The organism is Mycobacterium sp. E2989, from assembly GCF_001667595.1.
In the GTDB taxonomy this organism is placed as follows: Bacteria; Actinomycetota; Actinomycetes; order Mycobacteriales; family Mycobacteriaceae; genus Mycobacterium.
The window spans coordinates 36401-51326 of the sequence record NZ_LZJX01000095.1 but is presented as its reverse complement, the minus strand read 5'-3'; the positions used below and the strand labels follow the sequence as shown (position 1 = coordinate 51326).

Here is a 14926-nt window from a genome sequence, read left to right as displayed (position 1 = left end):
AGCCCTCAGGACTCTGCCGCGGTCGTTGTTCGCTCGACCCGGTTAGCATAGGCAAGGCTGCCCTAATTTCGCAAGCACCTATTCGGCGGCGCGGGGAGCCGCTTCGGTACGACGGTCGGTAGTAACGCGGAGTACGATGATGTCGACGCTCAGGAGAGAACGCACTATGGCGAAACTGACCCGGCTGGGGGATCTGGAACGCGCGGTGATGGATCACTTGTGGTCCATGCCCGAGCCTCAAACGGTCCGGCAGGTCCATGACGCGTTGTCCGCGCGACGCGACCTTGCCTACACGACGATCATGACCGTCCTGCAACGGCTGGCCAAGAAGAACCTGGTCTCCCAGATTCGCGACGACCGCGCGCACCGCTACGCGCCCGTGCACGGCCGCGACGAACTGGTCGCCGGCCTGATGGTGGACGCCCTCGCCCAGGCGGAAGACTCCGGCGGCCGGCAGGCCGCGCTGGTGCACTTCGTCGAGCGGGTGGGCGCCGACGAGGCGGACGCCCTGCGGCGGGCGCTGGCCGAACTCGAGGCCAATCAACGCGATCACGCGCCATCCGCTGGCGCGTCGACGGAGGACTGAGGGAGACTGGCAGCGTGTCCGCGCTGGCCTTCACCATCCTCGCGGTGCTGCTGGTCGGCCCGGTGCCGGCCTTGTTGGCACGCGCGAGCTGGCCGCTGCGCGCTCCGCGCGCCGCGATGGTGTTGTGGCAGGCCATCGCGCTGGCCGCGGTCCTCTCGGCGTTCAGCGCCGGCATCGCCATCGCCACTCGGCTGTTGATGCCGGGTCCCGACGGGCGGCCCACGGCCAGCATCGTCGGCGCGGCCGGCCGGCTCGGGTGGCCGCTGTGGGCTGCCTACATCAGCGTGTTCGCCCTGACGGTGCTGGTCGGCGCCCGCTTGATGGTCGCCGTCGTCCGGGTCGCCATCGTCAACCGGCGCCGGCGAGCCCATCACCGCATGGTGGTCGATTTGGTTGGCCACGGGCACGACGGGGCGCTCCCCCGGCCCTGCGCCCGCACCCGCGACCTCCGGGTGTTGGACGTCCCGCAGCCGCTCGCCTACTGCCTGCCGGGCGTCCGTAGCCGGGTGGTCGTCAGCGAGGGCGCGCTGAGCGCGCTCGCCGATGCCGAGGTCGCCGCGATCCTCAGCCACGAGCGGGCCCACCTGCGCGCCCGGCACGACCTCGTCCTGGAGGCCTTCACCGCCGTGCACGCCGCCTTCCCGCGGCTGGTGCGCAGCGCGAACGCGCTCGGCGCGGTGAAGCTCCTCGTCGAGCTGCTCGCCGACGACGCCGCCGTGCGCGCGGCGGGTCGCACTCCCCTGGCCCGCGCGCTGGTTGCCTGCGCGTCGGGGCGCGCGCCGTCGGGCGCGTTGGCCGCCGGCGGCCCCAGCACGGTGGTCCGCGTGCGCCGGCTGTGCGGGGACGGCAACAGCTTGGCGCTTTCGGCGGCCGCATACCTGTCCGCGGTGGCCGTGTTCGTGGTGCCCACCGTCGCGCTGGCCGTACCGTGGCTCACGGAGCTGCGGCGCCTGTTCAACCTCTGACCCGACGCCGAAGCGATCACCCCGGGCGCACGCCTGCCCGCTGTGCCACAGTGTGACGGAAAGCTTTTCGGCAGAGTTCACCGACGTGAGAGGCCAAGACATGAGTTCGTCCGATTCGACTACGGGTACCGCGCAAATCGGCGTCACCGGGCTGGCGGTGATGGGTTCGAACATCGCACGCAATTTCGCCCGGCACGGCTACACCGTCGCGCTGCACAACCGGTCGATCGCGAAAACCGACGCGCTGCTGTCCGAGCACGGCGACGAGGGCAACTTCGTGCGCTCGGAGTCCATCGCCGAGTTCCTGGACGCGCTCGAGAAGCCCCGACGGGTGCTGATCATGGTCAAGGCCGGCGACCCCACCGACGCGGTGATCAACGAGCTTGCCGACGCCATGGAGGAAGGCGACATCATCATCGACGGTGGCAACGCCCTCTACACCGACACCATTCGACGGGAGAAGGCCATGCGGGAGCGCGGCCTGCACTTCGTCGGCGCCGGCATCTCGGGCGGCGAGGAGGGCGCGCTGAACGGGCCCTCGATCATGCCGGGCGGCCCCGCCGAGTCGTACAAGTCGCTGGGCCCGCTGCTCGAGGAGATCTCCGCCCACGTCGACGGCGTCCCGTGCTGCACCCACATCGGGCCCGACGGCGCCGGCCACTTCGTGAAGATGGTGCACAACGGCATCGAGTACTCCGACATGCAGCTGATTGGCGAGGCCTACCAGCTGCTGCGCGACGGCCTGGGCAAGACCGCGGGCGAGATCGCCGACGTCTTCGACGAGTGGAACAAAGGCGACCTGGACAGCTTCCTCGTCGAGATCACCGCAAAAGTGTTGCGTCAGAACGACGCCAAGACGGGTAAGCCGCTCGTCGACGTCATCCTCGACGAGGCCGAGCAGAAGGGCACCGGCCGCTGGACGGTGAAGTCGGCGCTGGACCTCGGTGTCCCGGTCACCGGCATCGCCGAGGCGGTGTTCGCCCGCGCGCTGTCGGGTTCGGTGACCCAGCGCAGGGCCACCACCGGGCTGGCGTCCGGCCAGCTGGGCGAAAAGCCCAGCGATGCAAAGCAATTCGTGGAGGATGTCCGCCAGGCCCTGTATGCGTCGAAGATCATCGCTTACGCCCAGGGCTTCAACCAGATCCAGGCCGGCAGCGCCGAATACGACTGGGACATCACGCCGGGTGACCTGGCCACCATCTGGCGCGGCGGCTGCATCATCCGCGCGAAGTTCCTCAACCGCATCAAGGACGCCTTCGACGAGGACCCCGACCTGCCGTCCCTGATCGTCGCGCCCTACTTCCGGAGCGCGATCGAGGCCGCCATCGACGGCTGGCGTCGCGTCGTGGTGACCGCCACGCGCCTGGGCATCCCGATCCCGGGCTTCTCCTCCGCGCTGTCCTACTACGACGCCCTGCGCACCGAGCGGCTGCCGGCCGCGCTGACCCAGGGCCTGCGGGACTTCTTCGGGGCACACACCTACGGCCGCATCGACGACGACCCGGCCAAGCGCTTCCACACGCTGTGGAGCGGGGACCGCAGCGAAGTGCCCGCCTAGCGGGGTACTACTAGAGGACACGAGGGGGCAGGCGACGGCGATGAGATTCCTGGACGGGCATCGGCCCGGGTACGACCTGACCTACAACGACGTCTTCATCATGCCGAACCGGTCGGAGGTCGCCTCGCGCTTCAGCGTCGACCTGTCCACCGCCGACGGCTCGGGCACCACCATTCCGGTGGTGGTCGCCAACATGACCGCGGTGGCCGGGCGGCGGATGGCCGAGACGGTCGCGCGGCGGGGGGGCCTGGTCATCCTGCCGCAGGACCTGCCGATCACCGCGGTGCAGCAGACCGTGGAGTTCGTCAAGAGCCGGGACCTGGTTCTCGACACCCCGGTGGTGCTGGGGCCCGACGATTCGGTGTCCGACGCGACGGCGCTGATCCACAAGCGCGCCCACGGGGTCGCCGTCGTCGCGTTCGAGGGCCGCCCCATCGGTTTGGTCAGCGAATCCTGCTGCCTGGGCGTGGACCGCTTCACCCGGGTGCGCGACGTCGCCATCACCGATTTCGTCACCGCCCCGGCCGGCACCGAGCCGCGCAAGATCTTCGACCTGCTCGAGCACGCCCCGATCGGCGTCGCCGTGGTGACGAACGCGGACGGCACGCTGTCCGGCGTGCTGACCCGCACCGGGGCCGTCCGGACCGGCCTCTACACGCCGGCGGTCGACGGCACCGGACGGCTGCGGGTGGGCGCGGCCGTCGGCATCAACGGCGACGTGGGGGCCAAGGCGCGCTCCCTGGTCGAGGCGGGCGTCGACGTGCTCGTCATCGATACCGCGCACGGGCACCAGGTCAAGACGCTCGACGCGATCCGCACGGTGTCGTCGCTGGAACTCGGCGTGCCGCTGGTGGCGGGCAACGTCGTCTCGGCCGAGGGCACCCGCGACCTGCTGGGCGCCGGGGCCAACATCGTCAAGGTCGGCGTCGGGCCGGGGGCGATGTGCACCACCCGGATGATGACCGCCGTGGGCCGCCCACAGTTCTCGGCCGTGGTCGAATGCGCCTCGGCGGCAAGGCAATTGGGTGGGCACGTGTGGGCCGACGGCGGCGTCCGGCACCCGCGGGACGTGGCCCTGGCGCTGGTGGCCGGGGCGTCCAACGTGATGATCGGTTCGTGGTTCGCCGGGACCTACGAATCGCCCGGGGACCTGATGCGCGACCGCGAGGACCAGCCCTACAAGGAGAGCTACGGCATGGCCTCCAAGCGAGCGGTGGTGGCCCGCAGCGCCGCCGACACCGCGTTCGATCGCGCCCGCAAAGCGCTGTTCGAGGAAGGCATTTCGACATCACGCATGGAGCTGGACCCCGATCGCGGCGGCGTCGAGGATCTGCTCGACCACATCACCTCGGGCGTGCGCAGCACGTGCACCTACGTCGGCGCCGCCAACCTGACCGAGCTGTACGAGCGGGCCGTCGTCGGGGTGCAGTCCACCGCCGGATTCGCCGAAGGGCATCCGCTGCCGCTGGGTTGGTGAGCGGCCCCGGTCACGCGTCCGGACGGGGCAGCGCGTAGAGCGATATGCGCCGGTTCCCGGTGTCGTGCTCGCCGAGGAACGCGCAGCCGACGTACTCGCACACGCGGCGCGCCGAGGTGTTGCGGTGATCGGGGTCGAACATGATGCGCCGGCACCGGGGCTCCGCGGCGAACAGGCTGCCGACGATCCGCGGCAGCAGCGTCGCGCCCAGCCCCTGGTGCACCATGGCGGGGTCGGCGATCGCGGCGTGCAGCCCCAGGTCGAAGGGCTGGGCATCGTAATGCCGAGAAATCAAATCCTTTGCGCCCCAATACACTTCGAGATAGGCGCACGCCGTGTTGCGGACGGCGCCGATCAGCGGCAGCGAATACGTGCCGTCCAGCTGCGCACCCAGATGTCGCTCCCACCGCGGGGTGGGCCAGTCGTATTCCCAGGCCGCCGCCAGGTGCGGGCGGTTCATCCAGTCCGACACCATGCCCGCGTCCTCGTGCCGCGCGACGCGCAGCGCGAAGGGCGCCTCCAGCACGGGCAGCGGCGGCCGGGCGATGCGCGCGATCTCGTGGGGGATGTCGGCGCGCTCGCGCGGAAGGGCTTGGGCCGGTTGGGTTTCGGGTGGGGCTTCGGAGGCCATAGTGCGCAGAGCCTACCGGAGTAAGGTTAGGCAACCCATACTTGGGTCGCGGTCCCCGAGCGGGGCGCCGGCGAACACGGTGCTCGGCCGGGGCGCGGCCCGGATCCGGCTACCATAAATCAGCAAAGACGGAGGCGACCGCGTCCGCACCGGATTCTCCGCAGCGAAAGGATCGACGTGCCGCAGGCACCCGTGCAGGCCATGGGCTTTCGGGGGCGGCAGCCGTCGGACGAGCCGCCCGATGCGGAGCCCTCCCCGGCGAGGCGGGCAGGCCGATCGGCCGGCGGGCGGCGTGATCGATGAACGTCAACGTCACCGCGCTCAGCATCGTGGCCATCGCGGTGCTCATCTTCGGCAACGCGATATTCGTGGCCGCCGAGTTCTCGCTCACGACGCTGGACCGCAGCGCGGTGGAGGCCAACGCCCGCGGCGGCGGGCGCCGGGACCGCGCGATCCGGCGGGCCCACCACAAGCTGTCGTTCCAGCTGTCCGGCGCCCAGTTGGGCATCTCGGCGACCACCCTGGCGGCCGGTTACCTGACCGACCCGATGCTGGCCGACCTGCCGCACCCGTGGTTCGACGCGATGGGCGTTCCCGACAAGGTGGCCGACGCGATCATGGCGTTCGTGGCGTTGGTGATCGTCACCTCGGTGTCGATGGTGTTCGGCGAGCTGGTCCCGAAATACCTCGCCGTCGCCCGGCCGTTGTCCACGGCCCGGGCCGTGGTAGGCGTCCAGTTGCTGTTCTCGCTGCTGTTCACCCCGGCGATCCGGCTCACCAACGGCGCGGCGAACTGGATCGTGCGCCGGCTGGGCATCGAACCGGCCGAGGAGCTGCGGTCGGCGCGGTCGCCGCAGGAGCTGTTGTCGCTGGTGCGCTCCTCGGCGCGCAGCGGCTCCCTGGACGCGGCCACCGCCGCGCTGGTGCGGCGCTCGCTGCAGTTCGGCACCCTGACCGCCGAGGAGCTGATGACGCCCCGGTCGAAGATCGTGGCGCTGCAGACCGACGAGACCGTCGCCGACCTGGTGGCCGCGGCCGCCGAGTCCGGCTTCTCCCGCTTCCCGATCGTCGACGGCGACCTCGACGAAACCGTCGGCATCGTGCACGTCAAACAGGTGCTGGCCATCCCGGCGGCCGACCGGGCGCGCACGCTGCTGACGACCGTGGCGCGGCCCGTTCCGGTGGTGCCGTCGACGCTGGACGGCGACGCCGTCATGGCGGAGATCCGCGCCAACAGCCTGCAGACCGCGATGGTCGTCGACGAATACGGCGGCACCGCGGGCATGGTGACGGTCGAGGACCTGATCGAGGAAATCGTCGGCGACGTCCGCGACGAACACGACGACGCCACCCCGGACGTGGTCGCGGCGGGCAGCGGCTGGCGGGTCTCGGGTCTGCTGCGCATCGACGAGGTGGCCACCGCCACCGGCTTCCGCGCCCCCGAGGGGCCCTACGAGACCATCGGCGGGCTGGCGCTGCGCGAATTCGGTCACATCCCGGTGGCCGGCGAAACGGTCAAGCTGCCGGCCCTGGACGCCGACGGGCTGCTGGACCATGCGTTGCGGTGGCAAGCGACCGTCATCCGGATGGAGGGACGCCGCATCGACCTGCTGGAGCTGATCGAGCTTCGCGGTGACGGCGAGACCGCGGCGGCCGGGGGGCAACGATGAGCGATCCCGTGGGCGTGGTCCTGGCGATCCTGCTGATCGGCGTGAACGCCTTCTTCGTCGGGGCGGAATTCTCGCTGATCTCGGCCCGGCGCGACCGCCTCGAAGCGTTGGCCGAACAGGGCAAGGCGCGGGCGGTCACCGTGATCCGTGCCGGCGAGCAGCTCCCGGCCATGCTGGCCGGGGCCCAGCTGGGGGTCACGGCCGCCTCGCTGCTGCTCGGCCGGATCGGTGAGTCGGCGGTCTCCAGCCTGCTGCGCTCGGCGCTGGGCCTGACCAGCATTCCCCCGACGCTGCTGCACACGCTGTCGTTCGCCATCGCGCTGGCGATCGTCGTCACGCTGCACGTGCTGCTCGGCGAGATGGTGCCCAAGAACATCGCGCTGGCGGGCCCCGAGCGCACCGCGATGCTGCTGGTGCCGGCCTACCTGGCCTATGTGCGAGCCGTCCGGCCGTTGATCGTGTTCTACAACAAGTGCGCCAGCGTGGTGGTCCGCGCGTTGGGCGTGGAGCCCAAGGAAGAGCTCGAGATCGCGGTCTCCCCCGTTGAGCTCAGCGAGATGATCGCCGAATCGGAATCCGAAGGCCTGCTGGACCGCGAGGAGCACACCCGGCTGACGCGGGCGCTGCAGATCGGCACCCGGGTGGTCGGCGACGTGGCCGTCCCGCTCGCCGACGTCCACGCCGTGCCGGTGGCCGCGCCGGGCAGCGGGCCGACGATCGGCGCCGTCGAGCAGGCCCTGGCCCGGACCGGCTACTCGCGGTTTCCGGTGGCGAACGCCGCCGGCGACTTCATCGGCTACCTGCACATCAAGGACATGCTGACGCTCGGTGACGATCCGCGCACGGTGATCGACCTGGCGATGGTCCGGCCCCTGCCGCGGCTGCCCAAGTCGCTGCCGCTGGCCGACGCGCTGTCACGGATGCGCCGCAGCAACAGCCATCTGGCGCTGGTGACCGGCGCGGGCGGCGAGGTGGTGGCGATGGTCGCGATGGAAGACCTGGTTGAGGACCTCGTCGGCACGATGCGCGAGGCTTAGGGGTACGCCGTCCCCGAGGCGGATTCGCAAGAGCCCGTATGATTTCCATCGGCTGCCAGTCAACAAAGTGCTGGAGGGCGCAGGATCCCCGCGCGCGGATGCGTTGCTGGAAAACGATCCCCTGGCCCGCCGCGGCGGCCTGGTTTTGAGCTGTCAGCGCGGCCTGACCTGGGGTGGCGGGTTAGGCGGATAAGCTCACCAGGCTGCTGCTCGGTACGCTGAAGGCATTGCCGCTCCGAGCCAATGGCGGCTTGAAGAGGCTTCATTATGGAGGAGAAACATGACTGATCGCGTGTCGGCGGGGAACCTGCGCGTCGCCCGAGTGCTCTACGACTTCGTGAACAACGAGGCCCTGCCCGGCACCGACATCGACGCGGACAGCTTCTGGGCCGGAGTCGACAAAGTCGTCACCGACCTCACGCCCAAGAACCAGGATCTGCTGCGCCGGCGCGACGAGCTGCAGGCCCAGATCGACAAGTGGCACCGCCAACGCGTCATCGAGCCGTTCGACGTCGAGGCGTACCGCCAGTTCATCACCGAAATCGGTTACCTGCTGCCCGAACCCGAAGACTTCACCATCACCACCTCCGGTGTCGACGACGAGATCACCACGACCGCGGGCCCCCAGCTGGTGGTGCCGGTGCTCAACGCCCGCTTCGCGCTGAACGCCGCGAACGCGCGCTGGGGCTCGCTGTACGACGCCCTGTACGGCACCGACGTGATCCCGGAGGACGACGGCGCTGAAAAGGGCACCGGCTACAACAAGGTTCGCGGCGACAAGGTCATCGCCTACGCGCGCAAGTTCCTCGACGAGGCCGTGCCGCTGGAGTCCGGCTCCTGGGCGGACGCGACGGGCCTGTCCGTCGACGACGGGCAGCTGAAGGTGGCGACCGGTGACGGCTCCGTCGGCCTGGCCAGCCCGGAGAAGTTCGCCGGCTACACCGGCGAGCTCGGCTCCCCCGACTGGTCGGTGCTGCTGGTCAACCACGGCCTGCACATCGAGATCCTTCTCGACCCGGAATCGCCGATCGGCAAGACCGACCGCGCCGGCATCAAGGACGTGGTGCTGGAATCCGCGGTCACCACGATCATGGACTTCGAGGACTCGGTGGCCGCCGTCGACGCCGACGACAAGGTGCTCGGCTACCGCAACTGGCTCGGCCTGAACAAGGGCGACCTGTCCGAGGAGGTCGCCAAGGACGGCAAGAGCTTCACCCGGGTGCTCAACCAGGATCGCACCTACACCACGCCCGACGGTGAGGGCCAGCTGACCCTGCCCGGCCGCAGCCTGTTGTTCGTCCGCAACGTGGGCCACCTGATGACCAACGACGCGATCGTGGACGCCGAGGGCAACGAGGTGTTCGAGGGCATCATGGACGCGCTGTTCACCGGCCTGACCGCGATCCACGGGCTCAAGACCGGCTCCGACAACGGCCCGCTGGCCAACAGCCGCACCGGATCCATCTACATCGTCAAGCCCAAGATGCACGGTCCCGACGAGGTCGCGTTCACCTGCGAGCTGTTCAGCCGCGTCGAGGACGTCCTGGGCCTGCCGCAGGCCACCCTCAAGGTCGGCATCATGGACGAGGAACGGCGCACCACCGTCAACCTCAAGGCGTGCATCAAGGCCGCGGCCGACCGGGTGGTGTTCATCAACACCGGCTTCCTGGACCGCACCGGTGACGAGATCCACACCTCGATGGAAGCCGGCCCGATGATCCGCAAGGGTGCGATGAAGAACAGCACCTGGATCAAGGCCTACGAGGACGCCAACGTCGACATCGGGCTGGCCGCCGGGTTCAAGGGCAAGGCCCAGATCGGCAAGGGCATGTGGGCGATGACCGAGCTGATGGCCGACATGGTCGAGCAGAAGATCGGCCAGCCCAAGGCCGGCGCCACCACCGCGTGGGTGCCCTCGCCGACGGCGGCCACCCTGCACGCGATGCACTACCACTACGTCGACGTGGGCGCCGTCCAGGAGGAGCTGGCGGGCAAGAAGCGCACCAACATCGACGAGCTGCTGACCATCCCGCTGGCCAAGGAACTGGCCTGGGCGCCCGAGGAGATCCGCGAGGAGGTCGACAACAACTGCCAGTCGATCCTGGGCTACGTGGTGCGCTGGGTCGCCCAGGGCGTCGGCTGCTCGAAGGTGCCCGACATCCACGACGTGGCGCTCATGGAAGACCGTGCCACGCTGCGGATTTCGAGCCAGCTGCTGGCCAACTGGCTGCGGCACGGTGTGATCACCGAGGAGGACGTGCGCGCCAGCCTGGAGCGGATGGCGCCGCTGGTGGACGAGCAGAACGCCAAGGATGCGGCGTACCAGCCGATGGCGCCCAACTTCGACGACAGCCTGGCGTTCCTGGCCGCCCAGGACCTGATCCTGACCGGCACGCAGCAGCCCAACGGCTACACCGAGCCGATCCTGCATCGCCGCCGGCGCGAAGCCAAGGCCCGCGCGGCGCGGTGAGATTGAGCCCGTGCCCGCATCGGGCTCGCGGCGCATCGACGCCGCCGATGACTAAGATCAGCGGCGGATTGACAACAGCTCGGCTTCATCGACGGAAAGGCGACGGACACCGCTATGGGTAGGCACAGTTTGCCCGACCCTGACGACTCCGTCGACGAGCCGTACGACGACGGCGAGGCGGACGACCAGCAGCGGGACGACGTCACCGAGGACTACTCGGACGAGGGGCACTATCCCGCCGACGATGACTTCCGCGGCGACGACGACTTCCCCGCCGAGGATGAACCCTATGCCGCCGGCGACGCGTCCGAGGGCGGCACTGCCGACGACTACCCGGAGTTCCCGCCCCGGCAGCCCGGCCCGTCGAGCGCGGAGCCGCCGGCCTCGTCGCCCTCGCTGTTTTCCCGCGGCCACCGCGGGCTCGGCGATTGGCGCGGCGGCCACCGCAGCGAGGGCGGGCGGCGGGGTGTCAGCATCGGCGTGATCGTGGCGCTGGTCGCCGTCGTCGTGGTGGTGGGCAGCGTGATCCTGTGGAGCTTCTTCGGCGACGCGCTGTCCAACCGCTCGCACAAGGCCGCCGGGGGCTGCGTGGGCGGCAAGGAGACGGTCGCGGTGGTCGCCGACCCGTCGATCGCCGATTCGGTGCAACAGTTCGCGGAAAGCTACAACGCCACCGCCGGCCCGATCGGCGACCACTGCGTGGCGGTCAGCGTCAAACCGGCCGCCTCCGACGCGGTGCTCAACGGATTCATCGGCAAGTGGCCCGCCGAGCTGGGCGGACAGCCGGCGTTGTGGATCCCGGCAAGCTCGATCTCGGCCGCCCGGCTCGCCGGGGCCACGGCGCAGAAAACGATCACCGACAGCCGCTCGCTGGTGACGTCGCCGGTGGTGCTGGCCGTCCGTCCCGAGCTGCAGCAGGCGCTCGGCAACCAGACCTGGGCGGCGCTGCCCGGGCTGCAGACGAACCCGAACGGGCTGGCCGGCGTGAACCTGCCGGCGTGGGGGTCGCTGCGGCTGGCCGTGCCGATGAGCGGCAACGGTGACGCCGCGTTCCTGGCCGGGGAAGCGATAGCGGCGGCCGCGGCGCCTCCCGGTGGCCCCGCGACGCAGGGTACCGGCGCGGTGCGCACGGTGCTGGGCGCGCAACCCAAGCTGGCGAACAACTCGCTGACCGAGGCGATGGACATCCTGATCGGGCACCCTGACGCGGCAAGCGCGCCGGTGCACGCCGTGGTCACCACCGAGCAGCAACTGTTCCAGCGGGGGCAGACGCTGCCAAACGCCAAGGGCGCGTTGGCTTCCTGGATGCCGTCCGGGCCGGCGCCGGTCGCCGACTATCCCACTGTATTGCTCAGCGGGTCCTGGCTGACCAAGGACCAGACCTCGGCGGCCAGCGAGTTCGCCCGCTTCATGCACAAGCCGGATCAACTCGCCAAGCTGGCCAAGGCCGGTTTCCGGGTCAACGGCGTCTCCCCGCCCAGCAGCCCGGTCACCTCGTTCCCGGCGCTGCCCGCGGCGCTGTCGGTGGGTGACGAGGCCATGCGCGCGACGCTGGCCGAGGCCATGGCCGCCCCGTCGAGCGGACTGGCCGCGACCATCATGCTCGACCAGTCCATGCCCGGCCAGGAAGGCGGCAAGTCCCGGCTGGCGAATGTGATTGGCGCACTTCAGGACAAGATCAGGGCGTTGCCGCCGACCGCAGTGGTCGGCCTGTGGACGTTCGACGGCCACGAGGGGCGTTCGGAGGTGCCCGGCGGCCCGCTCGGAGACCCGGTCAACGGCCAGCCGAGGTCGACGGCGCTGACGGCCGCGCTGGACAAGCAATACTCCTCGGCCGGTGGCGCGGTGTCCTTCACCACCCTGCGGATGATCTACCAGGACCTGCAGGCCAACTACCGCGCCGGCCAGACCAACTCGATCCTGGTCATCACGGCGGGCCCGCACACCGACCAGACCCTCGACGGCCCCGGCCTGCAGGACTTCATCCGCAAGAGCGCCGACCCGGCCAAGCCGATCGCGGTGAACGTCATCGACTTCGGCGGCGACCCGGACCGCGCAACCTGGGAGGCGGTCGCCCAGCTCAGCGGTGGTGGCTACCAGAATCTGGCCAGCTCGGCGTCCCCCGACCTCGCCGCGGCCATCAACGCCTTCCTGGGCTGAGGCCGGGGATAGGCTCGGGTACGGACCGGTAAGCGAAGGTTGCGGCGGGGTGTTCCGGCTCGGAATCCCAACTTGGCGCTAGGCTCGACCGAGGTTGATGCCACGGCCAACGCTATGGGGAGCGGTGCGATGGTTCGGGTCGGGCGCCTTCCTTCTCACCTGGGGAGGGTGACCTGCCAACACGCGCGTCCGCGAACACGGCCGGGGGTGACGCTGCGAAAGGATGACGGCGACAGCAATGACGAATCTGGTTACTGGGCAGGCGCTTCCGGACATCGTCGTGACCGGGTTCGCGATGACCACCGCGTTGGCCACCGATGCCGAGACGACCTGGAAGTTGCTCCTCGACTGCCAAAGTGGGATCCGCGAACTCGATGACCCGTTCGTGGAGGAATTCGACCTCCCGGTTCGCATCGGCGGGCACCTGCTCGAGGAGTTCGACAGCGAGCTGAACCCGGCGGAGCTGCGCAGGACGGGCTACCTGGCCCGAATGTCCGCCATCGTCAACCGGCGGGCCTGGGACCATGCCGGCTCGCCCGAGGTCGACCCCAACCGGGTGCTGGTGTCCATCGGCACCGGTTTCGGCTCCGGCGAGGAACTGGTCTTCACCCGCGACACCCTGCGCGCCCGGGGTGTGAAGGCGGTCTCGCCGCTGGCCGTCAGCAAGTACATGCCCGACGCGGCCGCCAACGCGGTGGGGCTGGAACGACGGGCCCGGGCCGGGGTGATGACGCCGGTGTCGGCGTGTGCGTCCGGTTCCGAGGCCATCGCCCGGGCCTGGCAGGCGATGGCGTTCGGGGAGGCCGACGTCGCGATCTGCGGGGGCGTCGAGACCAGGATCGAGGCGGTGCCCATCGCCGCCTTCGCGAACATGCGGATCGTGATGTCGACGAACAACGCGAATCCGGCCGGGGCCTGCCGCCCGTTCGACAAGGACCGCGACGGGTTCGTGTTCGGCGAGGCCGGCGCCCTGATGGTGCTCGAAACCGAGCAGCACGCAAAGGCGCGCGGGGCGCGCATCCTGGCCCGGCTGATGGGGGCCGGCGTGACGTCCGACGGCTACCACATGGTGGCGCCGGACCCGAGCGGCAACCGTGCCGGCCAGGCGATGACGCGCGCCATCCAGCTCGCGGGCCTCACGCCCGGCGACATCGACCACGTCAACGCCCATGCCACCGGCACCCAGATCGGTGACCTGGCCGAGGGCAAGGCGATCAACAACGCGCTGGGCAGCAACAAGCCGGCGGTGTACGCGCCCAAGTCCGCCCTGGGCCATTCGGTCGGCGCGGTCGGCGCGGTGGAGTCCATCCTGACCGTGCTGGCGCTGCGCGATCAGATCGTCCCGCCGACGCTGAACCTGGAAAACCTCGACCCGGAAATCGATTTGGACGTGGTGGCGGGCGATCCCCGGCGCGGCAACTACCGGTACGCCATCAACAACTCGTTCGGGTTCGGGGGCCACAACGTCGCCCTGGCCTTCGGCCGGTACTGACGGCTCGACCGCCGGACATGAGCATCGCCTTCACCCCCGACCCCCGGCTGTATCCGTTCCAGTCGCGCTGGTTCGACAGCTCACAAGGCCGCATGCACTACCTCGACGAGGGTGACGGGCCGCCGATCCTGCTGTATCACGGCAACCCGACGTGGAGCTTCCTGTACCGCAACATCGTCATCGCGCTGCGCGACCGGTTCCGTTGCATCGCACCGGATTACCTCGGGTTCGGCCTTTCGGATCGGCCGGCCGCGTTCGGCTACACGATCGAGGAGCATGCCCGGGTGGTCGGCGAGTTCGTCGACCATCTCGGCCTGGACGGCTACCTGACCATGGGCCAGGACTGGGGTGGGCCCATCAGCATGGCGGTCGCCGTCCAGCGTGCCGAGCGGGTGCGCGGCGTCATCCTGGGCAACACCTGGTTCTGGCCGACGTCGGAATTCACCACGAAGATGTTCAGCCGCGTGATGTCCAGCCCGCCACTGCAATACGCGATCCTGCAGCGCAACTTCTTCGTCGAGCGTTTGGTCCCCGCCGGAACCGCGCACCGCCCCAGCGACGCGGTGATGGCGCACTACCGCGCGGTGCAGCCCAACCCGGACGCCCGCAGGGGCGTCGCCGAGATGCCCAAGCAGATCCTGGTCGCGGGCCCGCTGCTGGCGCGGCTCGCCCGGGAGGTGCCGGACAAGCTGGGCACCAAACCGGCCCTGTTCGTCTGGGGCATGAAGGACTTCGCCTTCCGGCCGGGTCCCAACATCCCGCGCATGCGCGCGGCGTTCCCCGACCACGTCGTCGTCGAACTGCCCCACGCCAAGCACTTCATCCAGGAGGACGCGCCGGATCAGATCGCGGCGGCGATCGTCGAGCGATTCGGCTAGCC

At 70.0% G+C, this 14926-nt stretch carries 11 protein-coding genes; 10 read left to right on the top strand and 1 reads right to left on the bottom strand.

The features are described 5' to 3' along the window. Positions 1 to 166 precede the first annotated feature (166 nt). The 4 genes from A5680_RS16495 (at position 167) to A5680_RS16480 (ending at position 4586) form a co-directional block, all read left to right on the top strand. Positions 167 to 586, top strand: coding sequence for a BlaI/MecI/CopY family transcriptional regulator (locus A5680_RS16495; protein ID WP_055403615.1), 420 nt, complete (start codon positions 167 to 169; stop codon positions 584 to 586). Positions 587 to 600: 14 nt separating this feature from the next. Next, positions 601 to 1551: a M56 family metallopeptidase gene (locus tag A5680_RS16490; protein WP_055403614.1), complete on the top strand. Its 951-nt coding sequence runs from the start codon at positions 601 to 603 to the stop codon at positions 1549 to 1551. A gap of 100 nt (positions 1552 to 1651) precedes the next feature. Then, complete coding sequence (gene gndA, locus A5680_RS16485) at positions 1652 to 3109, top strand: NADP-dependent phosphogluconate dehydrogenase (RefSeq protein WP_067821170.1); 1458 nt, start codon at positions 1652 to 1654, stop codon at positions 3107 to 3109. Between the two features lie 40 nt (positions 3110 to 3149). Then, positions 3150 to 4586, top strand: coding sequence for a GuaB1 family IMP dehydrogenase-related protein (locus A5680_RS16480; protein WP_067821167.1), 1437 nt, complete (start codon positions 3150 to 3152; stop codon positions 4584 to 4586). Positions 4587 to 4596: 10 nt separating this feature from the next. Here A5680_RS16480 and A5680_RS16475 read toward each other — a convergent pair whose 3' ends face one another. Beyond that, a complete protein-coding gene (locus A5680_RS16475; RefSeq protein WP_067821164.1) occupies positions 4597 to 5217 on the bottom strand; it encodes a GNAT family N-acetyltransferase in 621 nt (206 codons plus the stop codon). A gap of 299 nt (positions 5218 to 5516) precedes the next feature. Between A5680_RS16475 and A5680_RS16470 the strand changes: the two genes are divergently transcribed. The 6 genes from A5680_RS16470 to A5680_RS16445 all read left to right on the top strand — a co-directional run bounded on the left by A5680_RS16470 (position 5517) and on the right by A5680_RS16445 (position 14924). Next, the gene (locus A5680_RS16470) at positions 5517 to 6887 is read left to right on the top strand and encodes a hemolysin family protein (protein ID WP_067821161.1); all 1371 of its coding nucleotides are present in this window, start codon (positions 5517 to 5519) and stop codon (positions 6885 to 6887) included. Beyond that, positions 6884 to 7924 (top strand): hemolysin family protein, encoded by a 1041-nt coding sequence (locus A5680_RS16465; RefSeq protein WP_067821158.1) that lies wholly within the window; start codon positions 6884 to 6886, stop codon positions 7922 to 7924. Before A5680_RS16470 ends, A5680_RS16465 begins: the two co-directional genes overlap by 4 nt. 280 nt (positions 7925 to 8204) lie before the next feature. Further along, a complete protein-coding gene (locus A5680_RS16460) occupies positions 8205 to 10394 on the top strand; it encodes a malate synthase G (protein ID WP_055404175.1) in 2190 nt (729 codons plus the stop codon). 114 nt (positions 10395 to 10508) lie between these two features. Further along, positions 10509 to 12554: a substrate-binding domain-containing protein gene (locus A5680_RS16455; RefSeq protein WP_067821155.1), complete on the top strand. Its 2046-nt coding sequence runs from the start codon at positions 10509 to 10511 to the stop codon at positions 12552 to 12554. Positions 12555 to 12792: 238 nt separating this feature from the next. Continuing rightward, complete coding sequence (kasB, locus tag A5680_RS16450; protein WP_055404173.1) at positions 12793 to 14046, top strand: 3-oxoacyl-ACP synthase KasB; 1254 nt, start codon at positions 12793 to 12795, stop codon at positions 14044 to 14046. 17 nt (positions 14047 to 14063) lie between these two features. Continuing rightward, positions 14064 to 14924: a haloalkane dehalogenase gene (locus tag A5680_RS16445; RefSeq protein ID WP_067821152.1), complete on the top strand. Its 861-nt coding sequence runs from the start codon at positions 14064 to 14066 to the stop codon at positions 14922 to 14924. The last annotated feature ends 2 nt before the right edge of the window (positions 14925 to 14926 follow it).

What these genes read in the sequence shown, in the direction of transcription:
- A5680_RS16470 (WP_067821161.1), top strand. Translation starts at nt 5,517, where the DNA reads ATGAACGTCAACGTCACCGCGCTCAGCATCGTGGCCATCGCGGTGCTC.
- A5680_RS16495 (WP_055403615.1), top strand. Translation starts at nt 167, where the DNA reads ATGGCGAAACTGACCCGGCTGGGGGATCTGGAACGCGCGGTGATGGAT.
- A5680_RS16480 (WP_067821167.1), top strand. Translation starts at nt 3,150, where the DNA reads ATGAGATTCCTGGACGGGCATCGGCCCGGGTACGACCTGACCTACAAC.
- A5680_RS16465 (WP_067821158.1), top strand. Translation starts at nt 6,884, where the DNA reads ATGAGCGATCCCGTGGGCGTGGTCCTGGCGATCCTGCTGATCGGCGTG.
- kasB (WP_055404173.1), top strand. Translation starts at nt 12,793, where the DNA reads ATGACGAATCTGGTTACTGGGCAGGCGCTTCCGGACATCGTCGTGACC.
- A5680_RS16455 (WP_067821155.1), top strand. Translation starts at nt 10,509, where the DNA reads ATGGGTAGGCACAGTTTGCCCGACCCTGACGACTCCGTCGACGAGCCG.
- A5680_RS16445 (WP_067821152.1), top strand. Translation starts at nt 14,064, where the DNA reads ATGAGCATCGCCTTCACCCCCGACCCCCGGCTGTATCCGTTCCAGTCG.
- A5680_RS16475 (WP_067821164.1), bottom strand. Translation starts at nt 5,217, where the DNA reads ATGGCCTCCGAAGCCCCACCCGAAACCCAACCGGCCCAAGCCCTTCCG.
- gndA (WP_067821170.1), top strand. Translation starts at nt 1,652, where the DNA reads ATGAGTTCGTCCGATTCGACTACGGGTACCGCGCAAATCGGCGTCACC.
- A5680_RS16460 (WP_055404175.1), top strand. Translation starts at nt 8,205, where the DNA reads ATGACTGATCGCGTGTCGGCGGGGAACCTGCGCGTCGCCCGAGTGCTC.